Source organism: Pseudoalteromonas sp. RB2-MNA-CIBAN-0110, assembly GCF_040309305.1.
Taxonomy (GTDB): Bacteria; Pseudomonadota; Gammaproteobacteria; order Enterobacterales; family Alteromonadaceae; genus Pseudoalteromonas; species Pseudoalteromonas arctica.
In genome coordinates this window covers 1-20,644 of sequence record NZ_JBEOOQ010000046.1, presented here as the reverse complement: position 1 = coordinate 20,644, position 20,644 = coordinate 1, and the positions used below count along the sequence as shown (strand labels likewise).

General features: G+C 37.2%; 20 protein-coding genes. 8 read left to right on the top strand and 12 right to left on the bottom strand.

The features are described from left to right. Complete coding sequence (locus tag AAEY68_RS18160; protein WP_350586625.1) at nucleotides 1-3,072, bottom strand: PKD domain-containing protein; 3,072 nt, start codon at nucleotides 3,070-3,072, stop codon at nucleotides 1-3. Nucleotides 3,073-3,695: 623 nt separating this feature from the next. Between AAEY68_RS18160 and AAEY68_RS18155 the strand changes: the two genes are divergently transcribed. Further along, a complete protein-coding gene (locus AAEY68_RS18155; RefSeq protein WP_350586624.1) occupies nucleotides 3,696-4,478 on the top strand; it encodes a DUF1223 domain-containing protein in 783 nt (260 codons plus the stop codon). A gap of 25 nt (nucleotides 4,479-4,503) precedes the next feature. Here AAEY68_RS18155 and AAEY68_RS18150 read toward each other — a convergent pair whose 3' ends face one another. Next, entirely contained in the window at nucleotides 4,504-5,157 is a 654-nt protein-coding gene (locus AAEY68_RS18150; protein WP_350586623.1) for a hypothetical protein, read from the bottom strand. Nucleotides 5,158-5,342: 185 nt separating this feature from the next. On the opposite strand from AAEY68_RS18150, the gene AAEY68_RS18145 reads away from it, so the two are divergent. Both AAEY68_RS18145 and AAEY68_RS18140 read left to right on the top strand, forming a co-directional pair. Beyond that, nucleotides 5,343-6,701 carry a serine hydrolase domain-containing protein gene (locus AAEY68_RS18145; protein ID WP_350586622.1) on the top strand — a complete coding sequence of 453 codons (1,359 nt, stop codon included), beginning with the start codon at nucleotides 5,343-5,345 and terminating at the stop codon, nucleotides 6,699-6,701. Nucleotides 6,702-6,905: 204 nt separating this feature from the next. Further along, the gene (locus AAEY68_RS18140; RefSeq protein ID WP_350586621.1) at nucleotides 6,906-8,198 is read left to right on the top strand and encodes an alpha/beta hydrolase; all 1,293 of its coding nucleotides are present in this window, start codon (nucleotides 6,906-6,908) and stop codon (nucleotides 8,196-8,198) included. A 4-nt stretch (nucleotides 8,199-8,202) separates the two neighbouring features. Here the strand turns inward: AAEY68_RS18140 and AAEY68_RS18135 are convergent, their stop codons facing one another. Then, entirely contained in the window at nucleotides 8,203-9,024 is an 822-nt protein-coding gene (locus AAEY68_RS18135) for an AraC family transcriptional regulator (protein ID WP_282115204.1), read from the bottom strand. Between the two features lie 126 nt (nucleotides 9,025-9,150). Here AAEY68_RS18135 and AAEY68_RS18130 point away from each other — a divergent pair, with 126 nt between their 5' ends. After that, entirely contained in the window at nucleotides 9,151-9,621 is a 471-nt protein-coding gene (locus AAEY68_RS18130) for a YHS domain-containing (seleno)protein (protein ID WP_008165251.1), read from the top strand. Between the two features lie 112 nt (nucleotides 9,622-9,733). Here AAEY68_RS18130 and AAEY68_RS18125 read toward each other — a convergent pair whose 3' ends face one another. Further along, on the bottom strand, nucleotides 9,734-10,075 hold the full coding sequence (locus tag AAEY68_RS18125; RefSeq protein ID WP_007581433.1) for a YajD family HNH nuclease: 342 nt from the start codon (nucleotides 10,073-10,075) through the stop codon (nucleotides 9,734-9,736). Between the two features lie 144 nt (nucleotides 10,076-10,219). Between AAEY68_RS18125 and AAEY68_RS18120 the strand changes: the two genes are divergently transcribed. Continuing rightward, nucleotides 10,220-10,696, top strand: a complete 477-nt coding sequence (locus tag AAEY68_RS18120) for a YqhA family protein (protein ID WP_007581432.1) — start codon at nucleotides 10,220-10,222, stop codon at nucleotides 10,694-10,696. Between the two features lie 95 nt (nucleotides 10,697-10,791). Here AAEY68_RS18120 and AAEY68_RS18115 read toward each other — a convergent pair whose 3' ends face one another. From AAEY68_RS18115 to AAEY68_RS18100, 4 genes are all read right to left on the bottom strand, one after another. Continuing rightward, nucleotides 10,792-11,727, bottom strand: coding sequence for a hypothetical protein (locus AAEY68_RS18115; protein ID WP_350586620.1), 936 nt, complete (start codon nucleotides 11,725-11,727; stop codon nucleotides 10,792-10,794). A gap of 85 nt (nucleotides 11,728-11,812) precedes the next feature. Beyond that, nucleotides 11,813-12,427, bottom strand: a complete 615-nt coding sequence (locus AAEY68_RS18110) for an acyl carrier protein phosphodiesterase (protein WP_350586619.1) — start codon at nucleotides 12,425-12,427, stop codon at nucleotides 11,813-11,815. Nucleotides 12,428-12,581: 154 nt separating this feature from the next. Beyond that, nucleotides 12,582-13,076, bottom strand: coding sequence for a hypothetical protein (locus AAEY68_RS18105; RefSeq protein ID WP_342876627.1), 495 nt, complete (start codon nucleotides 13,074-13,076; stop codon nucleotides 12,582-12,584). 221 nt (nucleotides 13,077-13,297) lie between these two features. Continuing rightward, nucleotides 13,298-14,530 carry a Vgb family protein gene (locus tag AAEY68_RS18100; RefSeq protein ID WP_350586618.1) on the bottom strand — a complete coding sequence of 411 codons (1,233 nt, stop codon included), beginning with the start codon at nucleotides 14,528-14,530 and terminating at the stop codon, nucleotides 13,298-13,300. A gap of 348 nt (nucleotides 14,531-14,878) precedes the next feature. On the opposite strand from AAEY68_RS18100, the gene AAEY68_RS18095 reads away from it, so the two are divergent. The 3 genes from AAEY68_RS18095 (at nucleotide 14,879) to AAEY68_RS18085 (ending at nucleotide 17,272) form a co-directional block, all read left to right on the top strand. Beyond that, on the top strand, nucleotides 14,879-15,124 hold the full coding sequence (locus AAEY68_RS18095) for a DUF4235 domain-containing protein (protein WP_002958040.1): 246 nt from the start codon (nucleotides 14,879-14,881) through the stop codon (nucleotides 15,122-15,124). Nucleotides 15,125-15,510: 386 nt separating this feature from the next. After that, nucleotides 15,511-15,819: a hypothetical protein gene (locus AAEY68_RS18090; protein WP_007579961.1), complete on the top strand. Its 309-nt coding sequence runs from the start codon at nucleotides 15,511-15,513 to the stop codon at nucleotides 15,817-15,819. A gap of 304 nt (nucleotides 15,820-16,123) precedes the next feature. Continuing rightward, entirely contained in the window at nucleotides 16,124-17,272 is a 1,149-nt protein-coding gene (locus AAEY68_RS18085) for a PA0049 C-terminal domain-containing protein (RefSeq protein WP_350586617.1), read from the top strand. 391 nt (nucleotides 17,273-17,663) lie between these two features. On the opposite strand, the gene AAEY68_RS18080 is transcribed toward AAEY68_RS18085, so the two are convergent. Genes AAEY68_RS18080 through AAEY68_RS18065 form a run of 4 tightly spaced genes read right to left on the bottom strand, consistent with a single transcriptional unit; the run spans nucleotide 17,664 to nucleotide 19,905 of the window. Beyond that, a complete protein-coding gene (locus AAEY68_RS18080; protein ID WP_350586616.1) occupies nucleotides 17,664-18,455 on the bottom strand; it encodes a hypothetical protein in 792 nt (263 codons plus the stop codon). Continuing rightward, a complete protein-coding gene (locus AAEY68_RS18075; RefSeq protein ID WP_350586615.1) occupies nucleotides 18,448-18,882 on the bottom strand; it encodes a hypothetical protein in 435 nt (144 codons plus the stop codon). The genes AAEY68_RS18080 and AAEY68_RS18075 overlap by 8 nt, the downstream gene beginning before the upstream one ends. Further along, the gene (locus AAEY68_RS18070; protein ID WP_350586614.1) at nucleotides 18,863-19,768 is read right to left on the bottom strand and encodes a hypothetical protein; all 906 of its coding nucleotides are present in this window, start codon (nucleotides 19,766-19,768) and stop codon (nucleotides 18,863-18,865) included. Before AAEY68_RS18070 ends, AAEY68_RS18075 begins: the two co-directional genes overlap by 20 nt. Then, nucleotides 19,747-19,905: a hypothetical protein gene (locus AAEY68_RS18065; protein WP_350586613.1), complete on the bottom strand. Its 159-nt coding sequence runs from the start codon at nucleotides 19,903-19,905 to the stop codon at nucleotides 19,747-19,749. Before AAEY68_RS18065 ends, AAEY68_RS18070 begins: the two co-directional genes overlap by 22 nt. Nucleotides 19,906-20,644: the final 739 nt, after the last annotated feature.

Here is a 20,644-nt window from a genome sequence, read left to right as displayed (position 1 = left end):
TTAATCGGCTAAAGTTGGAACTGTAATAGGAATTACAACCCTTCTTACAACTGCGCTACCATCACCTCTTATCCAAAGTATCACTTCGTAATTTAATTCCTCAAGAGAGGCATTTTTAATCCCTTTCAAATTAATTTCAAAGGTCACTTCTTCATTTGGTTTAACGTTCTCAATTAAGACTGGTGTAATGGTTTCAACCCACTGTTCCCCTGAAATCACTTCAATTGAGAGATCGATTTCTTTTAAAGCCTCATCAAGAGCTGAAGAAATAGTCGCTGCAATTTCGTTACTATCATACGACAATAAAAATGTTTGTCCCTTAGTAGCTAACACAATTGAATCTAAATCATCTGTAGCTAGGCCAATAGAGCCGCTTTGCAATCCAAATACAGTCACACCTTTTTCTTGTAATATATTGATGACCTCAGTTTTGCCCGCACCTGGGTAATTATCATCTATATCTGAATCATGAAATGGCGCGTCTGTCGCTAATAAAATAACTTTTAAAGCACCTTCACGCCAACCAATATTCATAGGTTCAATATCACCCAAACTAGTATAATTTCCATCGTTGTCTATATCTCTACCAGCCCCAGTTACAGCTTGGTACAAACCTTCTAACTGTGACTCTTGATAATCATTACCTGAATAAATAGTTAAATTGTTAATACCTATTTTTGCGGCATCTATATCCGTTGTCATCGACTGTAATAAATAGAACGCTTCATCACCATCGTATTCACTGCCATATCCATCAATAGGGAAATCTGAAAAAGCAGAAACTCCAAAAGCAACATTAATTCCACGGCCAGATAAGTTTTCTAATATTTTGTCAGCTTGCTCTTTTAAACTGGCTATATCATCAGCATAACTACCGCTAACATCAATTAAAAACATAACATCAATTGCTGTCACAGTAGTTGCAGGTAAGGTAAAACTTAATTGCGAAGTAGTTTTATCCCCTTTAGATAAAGCAATTGGAGCCTTAACTTCTAAAACAGAATCAACAGTTAAATCGGCTGTTTGTATTGCAGAATGAATATTTAGTAACTGCGTAGGACCGGTTGTGCCTAGCGCTTTTGACTCTTCAGAAAGCGTTAAATTAGAAGATGTAGCAACTAAAATATCTTTAATCTCCGCTGCTTTTAATGAACTATTAATTCCTTTCACAATCCCTGCAGAACCTGTTACTAAAGCAGCTGAAAATGATGTACCTACGCCTAAGCTACCATCAGTATTCCCCCACCCCATTTGATCACCAGGAGCTGCAATATTTACGACGTTACCCATACGTGTAAAATCAGTTTCTTTATCATCTGCATCTGTTGCCGCTACAATCAATGTATTTGTTTGCCAAGCATCTTGGGCAATATCATTGATATCAACTAAAAGTTGATCATCATTTTTTTCACAGTTATTACCAGCCGAATAAACGAGTAATACATCTTTTTCTTTTGCGTATTCCACTAAGTTAGTTTGTTGTAGACGCCAATTTCTATTACTTTTTAATCTAATTTGTGAGTCGTCAGCACAAGTGCTTGTATCACCCCAAGATATATTTACAATGCTCGCACCGTTATCTATAGTCGCCTTAGTTCCTGCTATTAAATCTGTTATATAAGTTTTAATAGGAGATTCAGATGAACACTCTTCAGTAGTTGATCCATCCTTACAACGCTTAACATAAATATCGGTATGTATTAAGTTGGCACTGTGATCAACACCATACACTGCACTGCCTTCGCTCGTGTTATGTCCTGCAATAAAGCTAGATACCCACAACCCATGAGAACTATCAGTTTCTGTATCATCACCTTCAACAACACCAAATTGGCCATTCTCTTGTGCGCGTAGACGAGTTAAGCGAGAACTTTCAATGCTAATTTGTCCTGCACCTATACCGGTATCAACAACACCTAATGTCACTGGCGCTAAAGTACGTTCTTGTAATGCATCCCATGCTTTATCTGCGGCTACAGCTTTAACCCAATAATCTCCAGAAAAAAGAGGCTCATCAGTGCTTTCCTCTGCAATATATTGTATTACAGTGTTTTTATTTTTGATTACATGATTGTAATTACTAATCAGACTTAAGTTTTTTGACTCTATAACAGTATTTAAACCTGCATGCCTAACGCCGCCCATTTCACCAATTTTTGTTATCAAGCTATTTTCAGAAGCGCCTTCTCTAACTCTTATCTGTAATACTTTTAATGCATCATCAAAACTTGCGATTCCAGCATCAGTATTACTAATCTCATCAAAAACAGCTTCTAATTCAGCTTCTGTAACATCATCGTTTAAATGTACTAATACTTCATTCAGCGCTGCTTCAACGGTTTGCCCATCTATAACAATATTTTCACTACCACCAGGTATAGACATAACACTTGCGGCAACATTAGTCACATCAACAAAAACACTACTTGTAGCTGTTTGGCCATCATTATCAGTCACTGTTAAGTCAAAAGTTAACGTTGTATCAAAATCAACTTCTGGAGCAATAAATTTTAAAGAATCATTAGTTAAGTTATCAATTTCAATGATAATGCCGTCAGTTTGTTGCCAAGCATACGACACTATTGAGCCATTAGAATCTTCTGCTTTGCTTGTAATTTCTACTTCTGTATTTTCTTCAACAGTGACTCTTTCGTTTAAGCTCAATGTTGGTTCTACTAGTACATTTTTAATAGTAATTGAAATAGAGTCAGATGCAGTTAAACCACCATCATCAGTAGCAACTAATTCAAATACAACAACTTGCTCTTCATCTACTTCTGGCGATGTAAAAGAAAGGGTGCTTGTATCTAAGCCGCTAAGCTCTAAATCAATCCCTGAGGTTTGCTGCCATGCATAGCTTGCTATTGTACCGGTTGAGTCTTCAGCAGTTCCTGTAAATGAAATAGATTGATTTTCATCTACGATAAGGTCAGCTCCTGCATTTACTGAAGGTGCTGTATTGGCTACTACTTTAGGTGTTTCACTAGTACTAGATGGGTCTTTATCACTGCCACACGCAGTTAAAATAGAGGTTGCGATTAAACACAATGCAAAGCACTTTGTCTTTTTCATTTAATAAATCCTTTTGAAATTTACTTATTTTTAGTAAATCAAACATCCGTTTAAAACTAAAATCGGGTGTTTTGACCCAATAAAAAGTTATATTGAAACCTTATTTTAACTAAATGACACTTAAAGGCAACAATTAAAAGTCAAATAAAACAATAGGATAGCAACTTAGGCAACATAAAACCGTACCACTTATCAAAACAATAAAAAACTAAAACACAAATAATTAACTTAATTAAAATAATAAAACGAAGCGATACTTCCTAAAACAACTCACTATCCCCTTATTTCTAGATAAAAAAGGCTAGAAAACTAATTAGCATAATATTTATTAGGTAAATATAACCCTGATAAATATCGTAATCTTTATTGCCAATAACCAAATAAAAACTCAAAATTTGATAACCTCTATATAAAAAAACACTTACACACTAAAGGTTGATGCTTTTAACTAACAAACCATCAGATTAAGTATAGTATTTCCTAAAAATAAAATTTAGTCATGTAAAGTGTTTCAATAATTGAGCAGCTAAATAAAATGCACAGTTAAAACGTGATTCAATTGTGAGTATTTCGTGATACTTCAATATTAAAAGTCACTTATGCTAAGGTGAATATTAGCCTTTATGAGCCACAGCATGCTTTCTAAAACATTATATCGTCCATTCCTTATCGCATTTTTTGGGTTAATAATTTTTTGCTTTCAAAGCCAAGCTGCTGAGCAAGTAACTATTATCAGTACAGCTAATCCGACTACCTTTTTAGAGCTTTACACATCGCAAGGTTGCAGTAGTTGCCCACCAGCAGAGCGCTGGATTTCAACGTTTACAGATAATGAAAAGCTATGGACTGATTTAATCCCTATTAATTTTCATGTTACTTATTGGGATTATTTAGGATGGAAAGACCCGTTTGCCTCTGCTGTTTTTAGTAAAAGACAACGTACTTATAAGGCACTCGGTAAAAGTAGGATTGTAGCAACCCCAGGATTTATGGTTAACGGCAGCGGGTGGCAAGGTTGGTTTTATAAGCAAGCTATTCCTGTAGCTAAAGCCCCTTATTTAGGTAATTTAAAAGCGACTATAAACAATAGTAAAATTAATCTCGAATACGATACTGTTAATACCGAAGATAATACTAACCAAAACTTAATAGCCCATGTAGCTCTGTTAGGCTTTGGCATAGAAACACAAATACACAGCGGCGAAAACGCAGGCCATAAGTTAAAACACGACTTTGTTGTTATTGGCTACGAGCAAAGTGACATGCAGACCAAGCAGCAATTATCATTAACTGACTTACCCCTGCCTCGCGCTAATAATGTATCGCCAACAAAGCAAGCCTTAGTATTTTGGGTATCTGAAAAAAGCGACCCTACCCCACTACAAGTTGCAGCAGATTGGTTTTAATATGGATAAAATAAACAGCTGAAGTTTAAAAATAGGCCACCATTACACCTTTAACTATACAGCTTGTTAGTAGTCCACTCATACCCATATACGTAAACATAAAGCGTTGTTCAGAATCTGTTTTAAACACGAAAGCGACTAAATAAAGAGAACTAATAATAGCTACGCTTAGCATAAGCCCATAAATAAATGAGCCGCAATAGTGTGGTAATACAGCTAAAGCGAGTGCGGTTAAATTAGTGCCAAAGAATGCTACGGGCTTTTTAATACCGCGTAAAATGGCAAATAGCGGTATAACAAAAGTAAGACAATACAACCAAATAATATGAGTAGACCATCCGTAACTTAAGGGAGCTTTAACTTCAAAAGTAGAAAGCTTAAAATTACTCGAAAAGGTCAATCCTGTATTAATAATTACACTTACAATAAAAGCCCCAATAAATAGAGCGACTAACACCGCAATTGCACCGCCTGCGGTAGCCCCTGCTTTCTCTTTTTCTATAATTAAAATAATGACACTTAACAGCCCACTTAATTGTAACCACTGCCAATAATCGCTCGTAAATAGAGGAATAGCAGCTAAAACGATCGTAGTTATAATTAACTTACTTCCATCATTTGAGCGCAATAAATAAAAGGCCATTATGGCAATATAAAATAGAGCCGTTACATCAGGCATATCAACAACTTCCTTGTAAAAATATAATAAAAACCAATAAACGCAGCGATTATACCTATTACTGAGCCCCTATAAAATCCGATAATTGTGTTTACTTTTTAGCTGTGCAATATTAACTCACTATAAAACACAAGGATCGCTAAGCCTATCTAGAGGTTTGGTATAAAAACTAAAAAAGGATGAATATGATTAAGCCATTTTACGCTAGCTGTTTGTTAGCCCTCTCGCTATTAACACCCAGCCTTGTAAAAGCCAACCCGACAGCCTCGCAATATCAGGAAATTCTTAACGATAACCTTGCTGAAAACGAGCCTGGGGTATCGGTAATTATAAGCAAAAATGGCAAAGTACTTTTTAAAGGAACGCGCGGGCTTGCCAACCTTGAGCATAACATTGCACTTAATGAGCAAAGCGTTTTGCGTTTAGGTTCTATTTCAAAACAATTTACTGCAGCTGCAATTATGATGTTGCAAGAGCAAGGTAAGCTAGCGGTTACCGATGATATTCATAAGTATGTTGCAAGCTTCCCAACAGAGGGCAACCTCGTCACAATCGAAAACTTATTAACCCACACCTCAGGCATCGCCAACTACACAGATGACGACGACTTATTCGATAAAGAAATACAAGTACCCACCAGCGTTGACGATGCACTAGCGCGATTTGCCAAACACCCAATGGTGTTTAAACCCGGCGAAGCGATGGCTTATTCAAATACCGGTTATTCACTGCTTGGGAAAATAATTGAAGTAGCAAGTGGCCAGTCTTACAAAGACTTTATTGAACAACACATATTTAAAAAACTAAAAATGAATCAGAGTAGTTATGAAGGGCAAGAACTTGTTGCCCATCGCGCAGCAGGATATGAGCAAACAGAGCAAGGATTTATCAACACCAGCTACATTAATATGGATTGGCCATATGCCGCAGGTGCGCTTATATCTACTCCAACTGACTTAAACATTTGGTTTAGTGCGTTATCGTCTGGCAAGCTTATTAGTAAAGCAAGTTATGAGAAGATGGTCAGCCCTTTTGAACTAAACGACGGCAGCGTTTCATCCTATGGTTACGGATTAATTATTAAGCCTTTGAATGAATACACCGTAATTAAACACACTGGCGGAATAAATGGCTTTTTAGCACATGCACGCTATATTCCAGAACAAAAGCTATATGTTGCAGTACTGGCTAATTCAAACCACATAAATCCTATTTTTATCAACGAAAAACTCACAGCCAGAGCACTAGGTATTACACTCCCCGAGTTTAAAAAAGCAGATGTAACAGAGCAGCAATTAGCGCCCGTATTGGGTGATTATCGTATTGATGAAAATACCTTACGCAGCCTATTTTTTGAAAATGACGTTTTGTATTCAAAGCGCACTGGTGGCGATAAAACAAAACTTATTACGATGTCTAAAAATAGCTTTTACTACCCTAATTCAAACAATTACTTAGTAATAGAAAAAAACAGCCAAGGCCAATTGGTAATGAAGTATTTTAGTGGATTATCAACAACGCCTACTGAAGCGACTAAGATTTAGTTTTATAACCCTCCCAAAAACAATGCCCGCAGCTTTCTCTACTTATAAGCTCGGGTATTTTTATTTTGAATCCTCGTTAACGCAACAATAAATTATAAAATTAGTATGTGATGTGTAAAAGGTAATAAATATGTTACTTTTTATACGCTAATTTTATACTTAACCTCTTTAAAAAAATTTACAAACCGAAAATAAGGAATAAGCATGCTTTTTCACCCTCTAGGTAAATCCTATATTTTCGCCCCTTTGCTCATTATTTTGCTATCTGCTTGTACTTCAAACCCAGCTTTAATGCCTACACCCAATTTATATGTAAGTACGCCTTATTCAGAAGCCCAAGTACCTAAAAACCTACATAATACAAGTATGGAATTACTCTATGTTACAGACCGAGCAATTTCTGAAAAAGAGGGGGTTATGTATAACGCAAGTCGCTCGCCATCAATTGCGTACGGTGTAGCAAAAGTAAATTTTGGCGATAGGTCGTTGCAGTGGGGTGAGCTATTAAAGCAAAGTAGTCTTAAAAATCGCTCCGCAAATTTGACTTACGTAATGGAGAAAGCGGATGAATTAGGTCGCTTCCCTTTATCGCCTTATAAATTTAGACGCGTAAAAAACAAACTCCAAATTGACGAAGATATTTTAGAACGCAAAATTTTTCACGAAACCCAGTTAAACAAAAACATTAATCAGCGTTTAAAAAACAGTAATAATAAAGACGTTATTTTGTTTGTGCATGGCTTTAATAATACCTTTAACGAATCGGTATTTACCCTTGCCGGTATATGGCATTTTTTAAACCGACAAGGCGTACCTATTGTTTACTCTTGGCCTGCTGCCGCCACAGGATTAACCGGCTATTTTGAAGATAAAGAGTCTGGTCAATTTACTATTTTTCATTTAAAAGAAACCTTACGACTACTTTTCAAAAATCCTGAAATAGAAAACATTCATATTATTGCGCATAGCCGTGGCACCGATGTAGTAACCACAACACTTAGAGAGCTTATAATTGAGAACAGAGCCAGTGGCGGAAACCCCAGAGAAGACCTGCGTATCGAAAACTTAATTTTAGCAGCCCCTGATCTCGATTTTGGTATTATTAAACAAAGACTAATGGCAGAGCAATTTGGACCTGCATTTGGACAAATTACCATTTACACCTCTCAAGAAGATAGCGCATTGGGTATTTCACAGTGGCTAACAAACAGCTTGAGCTTTGGTCGGTTAAACACCAAAGATGTAAACATAAACGAGCAAGACATATTCACTTCTGTAGGTAACGTAAGCCTAATTAAAGTACCTAAATCTGGCAGCCTAATAGGCCATGACTACTTTCATAGTGATCCGGCGGTCAGCTCAGATCTTATTAATTTGATACTGCATAAGGCGTCGCCTGGTTCTAGAAAGCGACCTTTGCAAAAACTCGAAAATAATTTTTGGTCACTCGATTCAAACTACCTAATTAAAACGGATGCAGCTAACTTACAAAATTAAACGTTTACTGCTGGCTCAATAACCACTCTTTTGGCGCTTGCCCTGTTTTTTTTCTAAATACACGGGCGAGTGCAGAGCCATTTTCGTACCCAACCTGATTAGCCACTAAATCCATATTTTGATTTTTTAAAATAAGCTTTTTAGCAACCGATAAACGCCAATCAGCCAAATAGTCAGCCGGTGTTTGCTCAATTACTCGCTTAAAGGTATCGGCAAATTTAGAACGCGACATACCACATTCCTCAGCCATAGCGCTAAGTGACCAGCTTTGCTCTGGGGTTTGGTGTATTTTTATTAATACCTTAGCCAACTGAGGATGGGCAAGCCCTGCCATCATCCCGCTTTTAATGGTGCCCTCTTCTAATACCTTGCGCAAAACGCTAATTAAAAATACATCGCATAAGCGATCTATAATTAAATGCTTACCGCTGGCGTCTTTAAATGCCTCTTCAAAAATCCAAAAAGCACTCTGCGCTAATAATCCATCACCCGTTAATTCGTAATTTAAGCAAAAAGGCAGCGCCTGCAATAAAGGGCTATGCCCACCGCTTTGATAGCTAATTTGTGCACACACTAAATCAGCACCGTCACCCTTATCCGAAAATAAACAGTGCCCTGTAGAGTGAGGAAAAAAAATAACCGAAGGCGTAGATAAAACTACTTCAAAACCACTATTACTGCGCACTTTTAACGTACCTGAGCGTAATAAATGTAAATGCCCAACACCTTGATCGTCACTAAAGTCACTCGTACCGCACATATTCCCACTAAAAAACACATTGGCATTAAGTGAAAAATGACTCAGTACACTCGAAAGTACGTCCATAAGCGCCTCTTTGGATTATTGGTATGAAAATATAGACTAATAGACGCATATTAACCAAGTAATAACGATAAAGTACAGTTGAGTTTTAAACAAACAAACCTATTTAATTTTTCTTTGGAGATACACATGAAATTTTCGACACTCACTAAATCAGCTTTTTTTGCAGCATCAGTCCTTGCAAGTTCACTAAGCTTTGCAGCAGACATAGACGCAAATGCCGACGTTAACGACATTGCAATTAGTGGTTACGATACCGTTGCTTACTTTACCCAAAACAAAGCGGTAACAGGCAGTTCTGAGTATACTGCAACGCATAAAAATGCCATTTATAAGTTCAGCTCAGCTAAGCATCGCGACTTATTTAGAGCTAACCCAGAAAAGTACGCACCACAATTTGGTGGCTTTTGTGCGTTTGGTGTATCAATGGAGAAAAAGTTTGACGTAGATCCAGAGGCTTTCAAAATTGTTGAAAACAAACTTTATTTAAATCTTGATAAATCGGTTCAAAAACAATGGCTAAAAGACGTACCAGGCTTTATTACTTCAGCCGATTCAAACTGGTTTGACATAAAAGACAAAACAGCAAAAGAGCTTTAATAAAACCAATTTAAAGTTAATTTTTGAGGTTGCTTCGGTTTATAACCGTTCACCCTCAAAATGCCATTTAAATTAATAAAATTTTAGGTTTAAGCTCTTAATTTAACTAATATTACTTTGATTTATTAAGCATCGCTTTTAAATCGGCAAATGGAGAATGCGTCGCAGCCTCAACTTTGCGATCTGTAGTCGACCCGCCATACATAATATGCTCGTGGTATTTATTATGCTCATTGTCGTGGCAATAAATACACAGTAACTCCCAGTTACTTCCGTCTTCAGGATTATTACTGTGGTTATGATCGACATGGTGCACCGTTAACTCACGTAAATTTGAGTATTCAAACTCACGAGCACAACGCCCGCATACCCAAGGGTATAATCTTAAGGCTTTTATTCTATAACCTTCTTCTTGCTTAACATAAGCCTGAGGTACATCGTTATTCTTACTCATAATATTCCAGTTAAATTTGTTATTTCTATGCTTAACAAGTAAATAGCCAATATGTTAAAGCAAATATAAAAGTAAAAAGTTCGTAAGGGATCTAACTTAAGCTACGTTTCGTATAAATCAGGTCTAATTATAAAGTTGAGCAACATGGAAAATATATTCCAAACAAGTCGGTTTTTGGTTGTAATCGCCGTTATTACCGCTGCAATATCATCATTACTCGTTTATGTTTCATGCATTAATATTGTAGCTAATATAGTAATAACAACGCTATTTGACCTGCCTGATTCAGCTAAAGCCGGTAAAGCCCTAATAGTTGAACTACTGAAAATTCTTGATTTGCTACTGATCGGAATTACCTTACAAGTTATTGCTATTAGCTTGTACCGACTATTTATAACACCATCTAAGCCTGAGGAAAGTAAATTTCTTGCTGCTTTTAATATTAAAGACTTTCATGATTTAAAAATAACTCTGGTACAAGTAACTTCGGTTGTACTGGTAATACTATTTTTAGAGCACGCAGTTGAGTTCGGCGGCACAATAGAAACACTCTACTTAGGTATTGCCATTGCGATCGTTATTGCAGCATCTACATTTGCATGGCGCTCAATGAAAGACTAACTAAGCACTCATTACTATTAAGTAATTACATGCAGGTGTAATTACTTATCCCTAAAATTCTGCAAAAACTCAAGTGAGAGCCCCAGCACTCAATATTAAAAAAACTTAATTACTGACAAGTCACCAAAAGAAGTATCTATATGCCTACCTGTTTGCTCCCACGCACGTAGTACTACCATGAGTTTTTTGTTACTTGAAGTCCAAGAAATACCACCGCCGTATGCCGCTACTTTTTCACCGCCCGAATCTTTTAACCCCAGCCCAGGGTCTGTATTTCGAATATTTCCCTTACCTACTTTGTATTCAGCAAATACGTGAACATTATGCGGTAACGAAAATGATAAAAGCGAGCCAATACTCGCCCCGTACGAATTAGAAATTAACTTAGTGACCTGTGGTGCAGACGAATTTAAAAAATCAGCCTGAAACACAATATTATCTTTATTCTCAAGAGATACATGCTTAAAAGACCACGCGCCAACAACACTTAACGACAAGTCAAATTTGCTGCTTAGCTTTGGTCTATTAAGAAAAAAATGCTCAAACAAAGACTCTTTATTATTGAAGGTATAGAAGTTGTGTTGGCCAGATAGCTCAAACTTGGTTGAACGTGTATTTTGCGAGAAAATTTGATCCGTTTGATTGCCGCTTAAATTGCTAGCCGTGCTTTGCAGTCCTTCAAGCGTTTGATAGTTAAAAGTGATTTTAGAATTTTTAAACTTTCTATATGAAAGCAGTATATCTTGTGTTTTTGTTTCAACATCATCTTCAAAAATATCGGCAGAGTAGCCAATTTCAATGTCGTTAATATCAAAAAACACACCCACACGTTGGTTGTTTATGGGCTCTAACGAAAACAGTGTTTTTTGACTACTCCCAGCCAAGTCATCGTATATTAATGCGTGGCTAGTGTTAGGGTTTGAAATAGTTGTTCGTACAGACTTTAAGTCAAAGTCGAAAGCCAATACAGCACCAGATTGAAATGCCGCTAAAACGGCAAAGCTCACAATAGCCAAGTAATTGCGAATCATTAAAAACACTCAAAAATTAATTTGTATTAGAATAGCGCTTTTTTTACCTTAAATTATCACAAAAGGTTAACAATTGATGAAAACTTTAAATAATGCGCTTTATGCCATTTTTTGGGGTGCTTTCAAGGTCAAACTCACTTACATGCTTAATTAGCTCCGGAAAGAACGCTAAAAACACGGCTTCTAATTCATCGTAATTCCGCGCTATATCATCAGCCGCCCCCGCAAAGTTATTAGTAAAACGGATGCGGTTAGCAATATTATCAAGTGCTACTCCTATTCCCTCAACGGTTTCGTACTCTTTAAACCAATCGTTTTTGGTCATACTTGTTACAACATGCTGCATGCGCGGCGGCATCACAGGTATGCGATTATTCAAAAGCTGATAGCTGGTGTACTTAAAATCACTTAAAGGTTGCTTGCTAAAGCGCTGCCAATGCACAATTAAAAAATGATCAAACACCACATCAATAGCCACGCCAGCAAAACGTTTTCGCTCAGGTGAAAAGTACTGCTTGGCATGTTTAACTGCGCGGTGGGAGTCTGTAAATTTATCGACTAAATAGTGGTTATCGAGCCCGTTTTTAACCCTATTTGGTAAGTGATCTACATGCCTTTTACCACCAAAGTCGCCCAACAAGTTCCCAAAGTGAGAATCGGCTGTAGGCTGTGCTAAATAAAGGTGAGCTAAATAATTCAAAGTGTTCTCGGGCTTAGTATTAATACAGTTAAAATAATAACTTAATTGTAAGCGCTACTTAAAGTTAGATTTTATGCCTAATCAAAAAAATAGCATAAAAAAGGTGAAACTAAGTTTCACCTTTCATATTAATTTTGAAACTAATTAGCTAGCATTACGCTGTAGAAACGTTACTTGCGCCTGCATTGTTAAGTATTTCTTCAATAGCGTTTTTGTTGTCACTATCGTACTTAATACCAATTAATATAGAGCCTTTTTCAATGGCATCTTCATAATACTTAATTTCGTGCTCGGGGATAAACGCACCAACTGCAGCACCTAAAGTACCACCAACTGCAGCGCCTGCGCCACCAGCAGCAAATGCAGCGACTAATGGACCGGCAACTAATAAACCAGTACCACCAGTTGCTACAGTCCCTACGGCAGTGAAACCGCCAATAATTGCAGCAAGAATACCACCCGAAGCCGCGCCAATAAGGCCACCTTCAGAAGCTTTAGTACCTTCGTCTACAGCAAAATCTTCCTTTGCGTATGAGTCGTTGGCTACAATACTAATATCAGCTTCATTAATACCTAAAGCTTCTAATCTATAAATTGCGAGTGTTGCTTGTGATGCACTTTCGAATAACCCAGTAATAACGGTACTCATAATAACTCCTTTACTTATTTAAGAAAATACACTTACTACCAAGCAAAACTCAAACCAAGTAAATTATCACTTAAAATCAACGACATAAATAAAACACCCGTACTAACACTCTTATTATTAGAGTAAAAATTGCTAAATTTTGTAAAAAACTCCTATCTACATAAACAAACTTACTAACAAGCGGTATGCCGTTTTTAATATAAATATATTAATTAAAATTATTACTTAGACCATGTAATTTCAGCTAATTGGTTAGTCGCTGTTTGGTGAATAATCAGCCCATTATTCCCCATGCGCATATGCCTAATTAAGCCAGAGTAAACACCCTCTTTGCTCGGAATTTGCCAGCTTTGCATGGTTTCGGTATTAAGGTCGAACCGTACTAAGGTTTCAGGGCGTTTAGCTGACTCGTTAAACCAAATAGCGTTATCTGCATATTCAATTGCATACGGGTGGCTGTTTTCACCGCTGGGATTATCCCACTGGGTGATCTTCTTGGTTTTTGGGTTATAGCGGCCAAGTTTACCCATGCCAGAGTTCATATAAAAAACCATATCGTCAGGCGTAATGGCAAGTCGCCTTGCATGCGTTTTAGCGCCTGGGAGTTTAATCTCACTAAGCTCCATAGAGCTTTTATCAACTTTAACCAAACAGTTACTACCATTACACGAGACCCACGGTGACCCGTTTGAATCAAGCTTAATACCATATGGCCGTGAGCCTTTAGTGGGTAAAGTAGCTAATTGAATATCGCCAGTTGTAGGGTCTAGCTTGCCAATCATATTACTGTGTTGCAGGGTAAACCAAAATATACCGGCTTCATCAAATACACCGGTATGCGGGTCGCGGGCATTTTTATTTGGCATTTTATACACTTTAAATTTTTCGGTTTTTAAGTCTAAATATCCAACCCTGCCATTTTTATTGCCTAAAAACCAAGGGGTTTGATTTTTATCAAGCGACACACTGTGCGCATAGGTGCCACTTGGCAGTGTGTACTCTTTCATATCGCCGGTTTTAGGGTCTAACCTACCTAAAATATTACCCCACTGGCCAACCCACCAAATAAGTCCGTTTTTACCTTGTACCGGATCGCGAGCGCGCTGCCCAAGCGTAGGCACTTGCCAGTACTTAAAGCTAAGCTTTAAATCGCCCGTAACAACCTTAGATTCGCGCTTGGTATTAACAGGATAATGCTCAGCTAAATAAGCGCTTATATCTTTACTAAGCGCAGTACCCTCGCCCGTATCAACCATATAGCTTATTAATGTTTGCCAGTCCTGCTGACTATAACCCGCGCTGCGCTCAAGGTTAGTTAAACTATGGCAACTAGCACAAAGCTGCTCAACTAGCGGCCCCCTATCGTTGCTCAGCACTGGTAGCGGTGCAGCCAAAGTGCCCGACACAGCCATTACCGCAACGTATTTATTAAATAAAAATCTATTTTTACTCATAACGCCCTCCCTTGTTTTTAATATTAAAGCATAGGATAAAAGTGTTTACTATCTGTACAACAATGAGTGCGATAAGCCGGCTAGAAGGTAAGTTAAATTGCAGGATTAATATCTAAAAAAATATTTCAAGTAGAGTTGTGCACGCTCTACATTGGTTATTTATCTTGTGTGTAAGCGTGGTGTGAGCGTGGTGTGAGCGTGGTTTTAAACGACTAATTTGCACAAATACAAAACGCCCTAATTTAAAAGCTCCTCAACCTATCGGTATGTAAATTGCTGGTACTACTGTTCTTACTTAAAGAGTTACATATTAATAACTCACGCTACAACTAAATAATCGAGGGTAATATGAGTAATAAACAGCTAATTACGACGATAGGTATAGGTCTGGCCGCTGCATCTGCAGGTATGTTAACAAGGAAAACTTTACAAAAATCGTGGGAAAAGGTTACCAACGAACCAGCACCAAAAGATAGACCAAGCGAAGAAACAGATCTTAAAGAGGCCGTTACATGGGCAGTGGTCTCAGGTATTGGTGCGGGTGTTGCAAGAATGGCCGTACGTTATGTGCTAGACAAGCGCCGATCCAAATAAACCGACCCGATTGATACCTCTTATAAGTATTAATCGTAATGCGGTGAGGCTCTAAAGGCGGCTTGCGACAACCAATCCCCAGTTGTCGCAAGCAACTTTGCTAAAGCCTTGATTAAGGTTACTTAACTATTGAGCTAAAAAACATATTAATATCCAAATTGAGGTTCTGTAATGAAATTTAAAATGTCGGATGGCACGGCTGCGCCGCTTATCCAACCTACGTAGGTTGAAAAAGCCAAAGGCGCCTTCCAACAAGACCCCTAGATTTTAAACAGATACACTCTATTGGACATTAACTCCCTTTCAAAGTTGTTGCCTGCCTACAAGCTTGCGTATAATGCCCGTATTCCGGCTGCATTTTTTAGCCGCTAACTTGGATTTTAATAATGAAAAAACTCTCTGCAGTGCAAATAAAACAGCAAGCACTTGTACTTAATACAGCTGAAAAATTAGAAGAACAAGGCCGCGCTGAGCTCCCAGGCATGCTGCAATGCTGGTTTGATGTGGAATACCACTTATTTCCAAGTACACTACTGCTGTGCTTTCAGTTTGAAAACGAGCAAGCCTTAGCCGCCGCAGAGCCAGATTTATTAAAGTGGCAAAAACGCTTAAGCGGCGCAATGCTTAAAAAAGGCGTTATTTTAAAAGATATGCGTAAACATTTAGTGTTTACCTTAAAAGGGCCTGATGATTAAAGCGAGGTTTTTAAAGGGGTATAGAGCCTTATGCTCGTATTGCCAAAGCACATAAAACTATAATGAAAAGCCGCTGCATTACTGCAACGGCTTTTTACTTTTATTAGAGCTTAAAGTAGTACCTATAAAGATCAATTTTTGACTCAGGGATTTTTATTAGCCGATGATACTAATTGGCCGTTAAACAATACTAATGCACGGCAAAAGCAAATATCAGTCGATTCAACGTTAATTGGTTGCCCTAAGTTAGCAATAGTAGGATAGTAAATTACACATAAAACAATAGCTTTATCTTAGGAATATTATGATCAAAGTATTATTAGCGACCAGCTTAATTGCCTCTTCATTCGCTGCTTTAAGTAATCCTTTAACTGTTGAAGAACAGCGTATCAACAAAGCACAATCAGCAATGCCAAGTGTTTTAAATGCATTTACCCCACAAGTATCAAGTTTTGAGCAACAATTTAAAGAATTAAACGACTTTAAAAGTGCAAAAATTTTAGTACAAAACTTTAGCTTTGAACTGTGGGAAAACGCCAAACAACGCATAATAAAAACCAATAACTACGATGACCGAGAGCTTTACTGGGCGCGCCTGCTTTCAAGTAAAGTAATACGCACAACTTCACCTAAATTTTCAATTACACAGGCTCAACTAAATACTTTACTAACAATGCTTGAAGAAGGCAGCCGAGGACGTACCGATCTTGCTTTTTTATCAGGCAGCACTAAAAAAATATTACTAACTGGCTTTGACCCTTTTTTACTCGATAAAAACATAAACCAAAGTAATCCTTCAGGTGTTGCAGCGTTATTACTCGACGGCCAAGTTATTAATTACAACGGCATCAGCGCAGAAATTAACACCGTTATGGTGCCTGTGCGCTACGAAGACTTTGATCAAGGCATAATAGAGTCACTACTTGCCCCCTACTACGCACTTAATAATGTAGACATGGTAGTAACCGTAAGTATGGGCAGAACAGAATTTGATTTAGAGCGTTTCCCAGGTAAACGCCGCAGTGTAACCGCCCCCGATAATGCCAATATTGTGTATGGTGGAACGCAAACAAGCCCAGTAATACCAAAGCTTAATGGCCGACCACTCCCGGGCAACGAGTTTGTAAAATTTAGCTTGCCTGTAACTTACATGCAACAAGCCAAAGGCCCTTATAAAATTATCGACAATCATGAAGTCACCACGCTTGAAAAAACCTATAAAGCCGGTTCGTACGGCGAGCTTAAAAATAGTATTGCGGTAAATGGCGGCGGCGGTGGTTACCTGTCTAACGAAATATCGTATCGGAGTATTCGCCTGCGCGATGCGCTTAATTCAAGTATACCTACAGGGCACATTCATACCCCTCGTATACAACAATTCGAACCTGAAACGGAAGCTAAAATAGTAAAACAAATAAAGGCAATGCTAGAGCAAAGCTTAGTCGCGCTATAGTTTATAAAAACAAATTTAAGCGAGTAATAAAGGGCAATTATTGCCCTTTTTTAAATGGGATTATTAGGTGCAGGTTTTGCATTTTTCCTTAATCACAAAAGGCAAAAAGAAAAACCTGGCCTTGCTGATTTTTTAATTACTACCCCTCGATCTTCTAGTAAGTCGACTTGCTGCGCAAATGCTATGGGGGCTTTAGGGAACTGCATGAAGGCTAAATCCCTTTACCATGCTATAGAAATAATTAACCCCTCGCAGGGCGCTGAGCTTACGGGTAGCGGAAGGGGTGTTGTTACGCGTAATTATAGAGCTTAAAAGTATAATTTCAAGATACTTGTAGTCTGGGTTGATATTGGCGCTAAACAATGATTGAGGAGGAAACCAGTAGTTTTAATTAATCATCAATACCTAAATAACGCCCTAAATTGTTCTTTAGTTGAATATGATCTAACTCCTCAAAACCTGACTCTTTCCATTGTATAAAAACTCTCTCTAATACAATTTTAGCATTCCCAACTCTGTGCTTTTTAGCATTTCTACCACTAGAATCAACTGGATCATGAGCAATATCCAAGCAATAACATTGGATGTCTATTTCAGCTCCAGAAGGTTTTTTAACCGTTAATTGAAAATTTTGTTCTTCTACTTTTGAAATTTTTATGTCTGAAAAACAATTAATTATTTTCTGCAAATTAACTATATCTTTATTAATAGTCTTACTATTTTTCCATTTCTGTTCTGTTAGGTAATTTTGGAACTGATTAAAAAAAATGATGGCGCCAGGTCGTTGACAATATATGAGAAAGCCAGCTTTCTTATCTCTTTTTACATACCTAGTAATCAGTTGTAGTAACCCTTCAAATACTTTATTACAGGAATAGTCTAGTTTCGCTTCTGCAATCCAAGAAAAACCCGATGATTTAACCGAAAGATCAACCGCTCCATTTTTCTTAGTCTGCTCAGACACTTCATCATATCCCAAGGATAAAAGATTTCCAGCTATCTCATTTGTAATGTTATCTTCTTCAGCGCGGACATGTTTATCAGCAGCCCCTTCAAACCTGACTAGGATATCATTGATATCTAAGTTCAGAATCTCTATAAATTTATTATAGGACAGCGGATTTATACGTTGCTCTAATCTAACAAGTCTTTCTTTTTGAGATGAATTTAGATCTTCAAACACTTGAAGCTCCATATTGATACATACTTAGTGTACAGAAAAAACTTAAATTATTAGGATTATAGTTTTTAATTTCTTTTCCCGTAAATAAATCAATAGGTATAACCTGTTCTGTCACCGCACTTATATATGACTCTTTGGAAATTCTTATAAACTCATCATCATCAAGTGTAAAATAGCAATAATTTACTTCTAATAAACTTGAGAAAAATTCAACTAAGCTCAACACACCGTCCAAAGTTGTTATATTAGAAGCGCTTTTAATTTTGTAAATAGGATAATAAGTAGTCGTTGGGTTTGATTTAACAAAGCTCAAAAAAGACTCAAGCCTATCAATATCCCGTGCACTACCGTGATTCTTCAGCTTAGCAATTCTTTGCTCTTGCTTTTTAACTTCTGCGTTAAAGCTATTAAGCTCTTGAAATGACATCTGAAATCAACCTATTTAACCTCAATAATGATTCTGGATGTTTAACTGAAATATGATTACATATTTCTCTTTCCCACAAGTTCTTATGAGGTTCAATTGTTACTTGCATTTCACACTGTTTTTCTTCAAGTAAAGGCCAACGAATATTTACGGCGCGACATTTATAACTATGATTATTCCCACTATTATCATGGACTAATTGTGTCCTAGCACAATAGTCTCTAACTTTCTTATTGGATAAGGTTGCGTCACTACTTTGTTCATCTGTAGACATAACTACAGATGCAGCTCTTCCAGCATTTTTATCTAGGTAAAAGGACTCTATACATTTATAAAAAGATATTTCTTTTGCATTTCGAAGATCAATACCTTTACTTCCAACATAATCATAAAAGACATTTATTGTTTGCCTAAAGCTATCATCTATATCATTTTTCGGAGTTTTAGAACAAACTCTTACTTCTATTCTATTAGAGTTTTTAGGAACAAATACAATATTATAAAAGTGCGTTAAATACTTAGTCACAATACCTGTTTCGGAATTAAATTCAGAGGACTTTTTAAGTGTAAAAAAAACAAAAGCTAACCCTGAATCAAATTGCTTTACAACTGTCAAATATGTACCTTGTGGGTGTAAAGACTCTGGAATAATTTTAGAAGGGTATATTTTAAGTAAATCATCTTTTAAGTCATCTTGACCAACATTTCCACTCAAGCTCATAAGAGCCTCATGCACTTTACCTTCGACATTATATATTTTATATGCTTTATCAGCAGATATAATTATTTGATCAATTAAAAGTTCTAAATTTGGGAAAGTTACATCTGGCTTTATTGAGCTTGGATTCGTTAAGTCTTGATGAATTACTTGGATTGTTTTTTCCAATCATTCGAAACATGAAATTTAAATTTTTTTGCTAAAAAACGAAAATAATGAAGCTCTTCTGTTTGCTCCAACCCTTTAAAAAGAAGTTCATATCTATTTAAGGCCTCTGTATTCTCAATTTCTGTCGCTAAGTTCATTTAAATCCTAATAATATTCTTATTATATTCAGTATAAAGTAATGTAAACGGTTAAGAGAAAAATAACAACTTTATGAATTTAGAAATGAGTTTAATCTTCAAGCTCTTTTCTGGGCTCTACTATTTCAATAAGTCGCGCATGGATGCCGACAGTAACCCAGCTTCAAGGATGAATTACTTGCAGCAGAGTAAAATTGAAAATCTATAGCCCCGCATTGGCTCACCAAGCCAGCGCGACAAAACCTTGAATAAGGTTTCTAATCATTAGAAAGTACCAAACGTATTCGCGTTATCTGTAATAGTAACCTCAAACACCTATTCAAATACTTATTCGGGCTATCGCCCGCGCGTCTGCAAGCTAAACGCCTACAATAAATAATACATATTCCTGGTTTGTGAGCGAGTAAGTATATTTGTGATTTGTTGAGTTTCGTTTCCCTCTACCCAGCCTAGGGAAATAAAGAGAAAATGCAGAGGGTCAGGTCTTGTTTCTTGCCAAGACCAGATACTAATCTCACGTTTAACACCCTTCCCCCGTCATCACGCCCTGAAAATAAGCAATTGATGAGTAATGCATTTCATGGATGAAATGAAAGCCATGCTTGCACATGGATGTGCTTTCATGGCGTTTACGTTCACATCAATTGTGCATTGAAGGAAATAGCGTGATGCTCGGGTGCGCTGAGAGTGTCCAGAGAGGGACCAGCGGCAGCCCCTCTTTGGCTGCCGTCGCCAGCGC

Bases quoted from the DNA above. Each gene is read 5' to 3' on its own strand.
- AAEY68_RS18075 (WP_350586615.1), bottom strand. From the start codon at position 18,882: ATGTCATTTCAAGAGCTTAATAGCTTTAACGCAGAAGTTAAAAAGCAA.
- AAEY68_RS18090 (WP_007579961.1), top strand. From the start codon at position 15,511: ATGAAAAAACTCTCTGCAGTGCAAATAAAACAGCAAGCACTTGTACTT.
- AAEY68_RS18100 (WP_350586618.1), bottom strand. From the start codon at position 14,530: ATGAGTAAAAATAGATTTTTATTTAATAAATACGTTGCGGTAATGGCT.
- AAEY68_RS18125 (WP_007581433.1), bottom strand. From the start codon at position 10,075: ATGAGTAAGAATAACGATGTACCTCAGGCTTATGTTAAGCAAGAAGAA.
- AAEY68_RS18115 (WP_350586620.1), bottom strand. From the start codon at position 11,727: ATGATTCGCAATTACTTGGCTATTGTGAGCTTTGCCGTTTTAGCGGCA.
- AAEY68_RS18120 (WP_007581432.1), top strand. From the start codon at position 10,220: ATGGAAAATATATTCCAAACAAGTCGGTTTTTGGTTGTAATCGCCGTT.
- AAEY68_RS18065 (WP_350586613.1), bottom strand. From the start codon at position 19,905: ATGAACTTAGCGACAGAAATTGAGAATACAGAGGCCTTAAATAGATAT.
- AAEY68_RS18105 (WP_342876627.1), bottom strand. From the start codon at position 13,076: ATGAGTACCGTTATTACTGGGTTATTCGAAAGTGCATCACAAGCAACA.
- AAEY68_RS18145 (WP_350586622.1), top strand. From the start codon at position 5,343: ATGATTAAGCCATTTTACGCTAGCTGTTTGTTAGCCCTCTCGCTATTA.
- AAEY68_RS18160 (WP_350586625.1), bottom strand. From the start codon at position 3,072: ATGAAAAAGACAAAGTGCTTTGCATTGTGTTTAATCGCAACCTCTATT.
- AAEY68_RS18155 (WP_350586624.1), top strand. From the start codon at position 3,696: ATGAGCCACAGCATGCTTTCTAAAACATTATATCGTCCATTCCTTATC.
- AAEY68_RS18140 (WP_350586621.1), top strand. From the start codon at position 6,906: ATGCTTTTTCACCCTCTAGGTAAATCCTATATTTTCGCCCCTTTGCTC.
- AAEY68_RS18095 (WP_002958040.1), top strand. From the start codon at position 14,879: ATGAGTAATAAACAGCTAATTACGACGATAGGTATAGGTCTGGCCGCT.
- AAEY68_RS18130 (WP_008165251.1), top strand. From the start codon at position 9,151: ATGAAATTTTCGACACTCACTAAATCAGCTTTTTTTGCAGCATCAGTC.
- AAEY68_RS18135 (WP_282115204.1), bottom strand. From the start codon at position 9,024: ATGGACGTACTTTCGAGTGTACTGAGTCATTTTTCACTTAATGCCAAT.
- AAEY68_RS18085 (WP_350586617.1), top strand. From the start codon at position 16,124: ATGATCAAAGTATTATTAGCGACCAGCTTAATTGCCTCTTCATTCGCT.
- AAEY68_RS18150 (WP_350586623.1), bottom strand. From the start codon at position 5,157: ATGCCTGATGTAACGGCTCTATTTTATATTGCCATAATGGCCTTTTAT.